This is a genomic window from Winogradskyella sp., assembly GCF_013213975.1.
In the GTDB taxonomy this organism is placed as follows: Bacteria; Bacteroidota; Bacteroidia; order Flavobacteriales; family Flavobacteriaceae; genus Winogradskyella.
Window position 1 is genome coordinate 1 of record NZ_JABSST010000122.1, and the last position, 5,859, is coordinate 5,859.

General features: G+C 31.6%; 7 protein-coding genes. All 7 read left to right on the top strand.

The window, feature by feature from the left end:
• Positions 1 to 155 precede the first annotated feature (155 nt).
• The 7 genes from HRU49_RS13855 to HRU49_RS13885 all read left to right on the top strand — a co-directional run bounded on the left by HRU49_RS13855 (position 156) and on the right by HRU49_RS13885 (position 5,661).
• The gene (locus HRU49_RS13855) at positions 156 to 560 is read left to right on the top strand and encodes a hypothetical protein (RefSeq protein WP_296358183.1); all 405 of its coding nucleotides are present in this window, start codon (positions 156 to 158) and stop codon (positions 558 to 560) included.
• A 167-nt stretch (positions 561 to 727) separates the two neighbouring features.
• A complete protein-coding gene (locus HRU49_RS13860) occupies positions 728 to 1,615 on the top strand; it encodes an alpha/beta hydrolase-fold protein (protein ID WP_296358185.1) in 888 nt (295 codons plus the stop codon).
• Between the two features lie 153 nt (positions 1,616 to 1,768).
• Entirely contained in the window at positions 1,769 to 2,257 is a 489-nt protein-coding gene (locus HRU49_RS13865) for a hypothetical protein (protein WP_296358187.1), read from the top strand.
• 72 nt (positions 2,258 to 2,329) lie between these two features.
• A complete protein-coding gene (locus tag HRU49_RS13870; RefSeq protein WP_296358189.1) occupies positions 2,330 to 2,968 on the top strand; it encodes a hypothetical protein in 639 nt (212 codons plus the stop codon).
• A 211-nt stretch (positions 2,969 to 3,179) separates the two neighbouring features.
• A complete protein-coding gene (locus HRU49_RS13875; protein WP_296358191.1) occupies positions 3,180 to 3,794 on the top strand; it encodes a hypothetical protein in 615 nt (204 codons plus the stop codon).
• Positions 3,791 to 5,287, top strand: a complete 1,497-nt coding sequence (locus HRU49_RS13880) for a 2OG-Fe(II) oxygenase (RefSeq protein WP_296358193.1) — start codon at positions 3,791 to 3,793, stop codon at positions 5,285 to 5,287. Before HRU49_RS13875 ends, HRU49_RS13880 begins: the two co-directional genes overlap by 4 nt.
• A 59-nt stretch (positions 5,288 to 5,346) precedes the next feature.
• Positions 5,347 to 5,661 (top strand): hypothetical protein, encoded by a 315-nt coding sequence (locus HRU49_RS13885; RefSeq protein WP_296358195.1) that lies wholly within the window; start codon positions 5,347 to 5,349, stop codon positions 5,659 to 5,661.
• Positions 5,662 to 5,859: the final 198 nt, after the last annotated feature.

Consider the following 5,859-nt stretch of genomic DNA (forward strand, 5'->3'; position numbering starts at 1 on the left):
TTACTCAATCAAACTTTTATGAAAATAGGAATTGAAATAATTTTGAGAAAAAGACAAATGAAATGAGATTATTTCTATTACTAATATTACTGATTTTTAAGACTTTATTTTGTTTTGGACAAAACATAGATTCTCTAACATCAAAAGAATCAAACTTGATTTGGATACAAAAGCTTGATGGGACAGATTCTAAAGAATCCAAACTTGAATTAATTAAGGAAAAAATACGGATTGATTCAATAGTATCTAAAGCTGATATTTCGGAAAAAATATCTATTAATGTAAATGAAGGCGAAAATGTAAATGATTTAATCGAAAAGGCTACAAAATGTAAAATTCTTTTCTTCTTAAAGCAAAAGAAGGTATTACATATGTTAGACTTGAATCGATATCCGAATTATTCGTTTCTATTGAAACACTTGACAATTGAAACAATTGAGTCAATTGAAATTTTAACTGGAAATAACGCTATTTCGGACTATGGAACATTTGCACAATGCGGAGTCATAATTTTGAATAGCAACAGAAAGTTAAAAAGAGTGCTCAGAAAGATTAAATAAAAACGAACGCACAACAATGGCTATAAGTAATTGCTGGTTCTCGCCTACTTCTGAAAATCCTCGCGGATTTTCAGTTAAGTGCGTATTTGTTAAGTGTTAAACCACGCAACTACTCATAGCCGAGACCGTTGGCAGTAATGTATGCAACTAACCCCTGAATTAAATAAATGTACTTTTCGCAACTACCTAAATTATTTTTGATATCATTCGTATTTCTGATTTTTTGTAATCCTTTATTTAGCCAAAAATTAGACCCAAAAGGAAGGGATGAATTTAAACCAGACCATATCATTAAATCTGAAATTACGAATAAGGAATATTTAATTCATATGTCTTTCCCAAAGAATTATTCTATTCAGGATAGTATAACGTATCCTGTGCTTTATGTTTTAGACGGAAAAAGTACATTTGGATATTTCAAATCATCATATATTGATTATGAAAAAATCGAAGATGTAATTCTTGTTGGAATCAGTCATAAGGCAAATGGTATAAAATCAAGAATTAATAGATTCATTGACTACACGCCATATCGTGACTCTATAACTGAGAAAAGAATTGAAAAAAAGTTTGGCGTTGAAAAAGGAACTATCAAAACTGGTGGAGCAATTAAGTTTTTAGAATGTCTAAAAAAAGAAATTGTCCCTTTTATTGAGAAACACTATATGACAAATTCCGACAGAGGAATTTCAGGACATTCTCTTGGTGGTTTGTTTACTGCTTACTGTTTTGTGAATTCTGATAATTACTTTACACGATTTGGAATTAATAGTCCTTCATTTCAACTTAACGAGGAAATTTTTTTGGAACCAGCAATTACTAAATTCACGAATAGCGAAACTTGGAAAATTAATCCAACCAAAGTATTTATTTCGACAGGTGAAGATGAAATTCCAATGATGGTTTCTAATATGATTAGATTTAGTATGTACCTTAAAAAAGGTAACTATGAAAATATTGATATGGATTGGAGAATATATAGAAACGAAACACATACTTCAGTAATTCCGTTTAGTTTAAATGGTACACTGAAAGCTTTATATGAAAAGAAATAAAACACTACTGCCAACAACGTGTATAATTCATGGTGTTTAAAGGTGGTTCGCGGATTTCTGCCGAAATCCAATACCACTTCCCTGCCTTTTTGCTAACTTAGTTCTCAAACACCACAAACCATACACGAACACGTTGTAGCACATTAGAGAAAAATGAAGTGGTTTAAATCAAAAAACGAAAAGAAGCAGTTTCCGAAAATGATCACTGCTTACCTGAGTCAAGAATACGACAAGATTCTCTTGGCTCCCTTTTTTGTAGATGAATCATGGGTGCATTATGAGCAAAATGAAATTGAAGTTTTGAAATTTGATGTTAGCGACCAAATTCTAGGAGAATCGATAAAGCATAACTTAAATCTATTCGCAGAAAAAAATGATGACTTAACTAAAAGGAATAAATCAGATTGGCCAGCCTTTAAAGCAAGTAATTTGAAAACTATTAAAGAGTTTGAAGCCAAATTTTCAAGAATTTCAATATCAGGTCTAAATGAAGCTAACCTGATACTTGCATTTGATGCGGAAACTAAATCTAAAGACGAAATTGACTTAAGAACAACGATATCGGCATATGCTGATAATAACGAGCTAGGAAATAGACTACGGAAACTTCATAAAGCTCAAATTGAAATGAAAATTGAATAAAACGTGCTACAACAAGGTGTATAGAGCATGCAAGGCACGCACCATACACAGAACGTTAGCTAACATTACAGAATGAAAAAAATTACGCCCCTATTCTTTTTTTGCCTGGTAATCATTGGATGCCAAAAAAAATCCGATGCAATTGATTTCGAATCAGAAGTAAAATGGAAATCATTCAAAGTTGTCAATTCCGGAACTGATCAAGACATCGAGTTTACCGACACTAAATCTATAAGTTACGGCTTAATTTCAATTGAACAGGACTACAGAATTGAAAAGATTTCGGACTCATTAGCTCGCATATTTTTTGATGATAACTCTGCGCTTATCAAAGCTTCGAGTTCAAACGAATACGACTATATTATACTTGGTGAAACTTATAATGACACTTTGCTTTTAAAGCAAAATAAGAATCAATTTGATAAAGGTTTTTACAATGGAACTTGGATTGAAAGCCCAAATCTAAGTTATACCATCAAAGACGGCTCTATTGTTATGTATCTCAATGATTCCATTCAAAAAACATCGGACGTTAGTTTTGACTTAACGAATAAATACTTAAAGTTCGACTTAAAGCACTCTGATAATAAAATTGAGTATATCTGGAAAGTTGAGAACATTCAAAACGATTCAATTCTGATTAGCAAAGGCTATAAAACAGATGAAGGCTGGTCGACTGCATATGATAAAGTGCTAATAAAAAAACGTTAGCTAACAACACCTATAATGCATTGCTACTTCGTAGGTGATTTGATATTTATTCCTACTTTTAAGCTATAAACCAAAGCATGAACATTTGCGATATGCAACGCGCTTCGCTACCGGTTAGAAAACGCCAATCACGCCGGAGTGGCGCTACGCTGCGTTGCCAGCCGCAACGACATCATAGCTAAACCGTTAGCTGTCATTTAAATAGAAAATCGTGCTAAAAGAAACATTCATAGAACTTTTGACAAAATACACAGACAATGACAGTCTGAAAAAGGAACTATGGACTGAAATCGAGAAAAATTATTCAAGTAAAAAAAGACATTATCATACTTTAGAACACCTTGACAATTTACTTTCTCAATTGACAGATGTTAAAAGTGAAATACAGAATTGGGAAATCATTTTATTTACACTTTTTTACCACGACATAATTTACAATTCTATAAAATCAGACAACGAAGAAAAAAGTGCTGAATTTGCCGAAAATCGGATGAAGCAAATTTCCGTTTCTAACGATAAAATAGAACTTTGTAAAGAACAAATTTTAGCCACCAAATCACACATAAAATCAACAGACAGCGACACAAACTATTTTACAGATGCCGACCTTTCTGTATTAGGACAGAATTGGGAAACATATTTACTTTATTGCAAAAACGTTAGAAAGGAATATTCAATTTATCCTACCTTAGTTTACAATCCTGGACGTAAAAAAGTATTAAATCATTTTTTGTCAATGGACAGAATATTCAAAACGGATTTTTTTTATAACAAGTTTGAAATACAAGCCAAACAGAACTTACAGCAAGAAATTGAATTGCTTTGATAACATCAAAAATTGAAATACAAAATATTCTACCTAATACAAACTCTACTTGCTTTGTAATTCAATCCCTTTTTTCCAAAATAGAATGTGAGGAACTGTTAAATACCAAAATTAAAAACTCATTTAAAAAAGCGATTTCAAATTATCCAACTTATTACAGGAACAATGACAGATTTGTAACGGATAATGATGATTTAGCTAACCAACTTTTTGAAAAAGTAAAGCCATATCTTCCTGAAACAATCAAAATAAATTCAACTATTCAATCCGAAAATGGGGTTTGGCATTTAAAAGAGTTAAATAACAGACTTAGATATTGCAAATATTCTACTAACCAATATTTTCATAGACATCTTGATGGAGTACATTATCGAGATGAAACAACACAATCCAAGTTGACATTTATGATTTATTTGAATAGTGCAACTGAGTTCAAAGGAGGAAGAACTTTATTTTTCAAAACAAAAGAAACAGATGAAATTTGGGCTTCATACGTTCCTAAACAAGGAGACCTTATTGTTTTTGACCATAACGTTTGGCACGAAGGAGAAATCTTAACGCAAGGCGAAAAGTTTGTTTTAAGAAGTGATATTTTATATTCAAAAGAAGCAATAAAACAAATACAAGAGCCTTTTACTGGTCATTTAGGATACATCTGGTCAATACTTAAAATTGACGATAATACGATTCTTAGTGGAGGAAGAGACAAAGAAATAAAATCTTGGAATATCTCTGGTAAACAAAAGTATTCATTTAAAGGGCATCAAAACTCGATTTTGTGTATTGAGAAAATAAGTGATGATATTTTTGTTTCTGGTTCAAGAGATCGCCAAATATTAGTTTGGAAAGACCACAAAGTATTTAATAAAATAAAAGTTCATGCTGCAATTGTGCTTTCTTTGTGCCGTTTAGACAACAACACTTTAGCTTCAAGTAGTGGTGACAACACCATCAAATTATCTAATCTTAATGGAACTGTTTTAAAAACTTTTAAAGAACATACAAATTGGGTTTGGCAAGTAATTAAATTGGACCATGACATTATTTCTTCGAGTTCCGAAGATGGAACAATTAAAATTTGGAATTTAAATACAGATAAATCATTAAAAACCTTTTTAGAAGACTGTTCAATTATTAGTCTTAGCTACAATAGACTAACACGAAAACTAATAAGCGGAAATTTAAGAGGCGAAATTTCAATTCGAACGTTATCTAAAGATTATCATCAAACAAAAATTCAAACATTTAAGGCTCATGTTGGAATAATTAGAACAATCAAGGTTATAAATAATAATCAGTTTGCAACAGGCGGAGAAGATAACAAAGTCAAAATTTGGGATTTTGATGGAAAACTGATAGTAGAATTTGAACATCAAAACTTTGTACAATCTATTGAAAAATTGGATGATAACACAATTATAAGTGCATCTTATGACGGAACAATTAAAACTTGGAAAATAAAAACAACAGCTAACAATGGGTATATTGCATAGCGGCTTTCAGCGCGCTACGCAACATACCCGAGACGTTACCTGCAAGCTGAAAAAAACCGATGAACATTCCAAAAACATCAGATGATTTTCAAAATGAATTTTATTCGTTTATTGACTTAATGGATAAAATTGGAGAATTAAGAATTCGACAATTCACGGACAAACTGAATAAAGTTTCTGATGAAATAATAGTAGGCGGAATTGTGAAAGTGTTTGAAAACAAAAAAAGACCTGAAACGGAATATGTTGACCAAAAATACGCTGGAAAAATTTTAAACGTTCTTAAACCGAAATCGGAAATTGATTTAAGCTTAATTCTAAAATCGACAATCGGAAATTGGAACAAAAGCGTTGAGGAATTCCCTTTTGGATAAAAGAAAATTACGGAATTGAAACTGTAAAAAATAAATTGACTGAACTCGAAACTCAAAATCTGACAGAAATTGAATTTGACAAGTTGAAAACGATAAAATGGTGGCTGAAAATATAAATTGGAATAAAAGCCAGCAGGTAACAATGTATAACCGCAATTACGGCGGATTCGACTACGTCCGAATCCACTCGGAATTGCA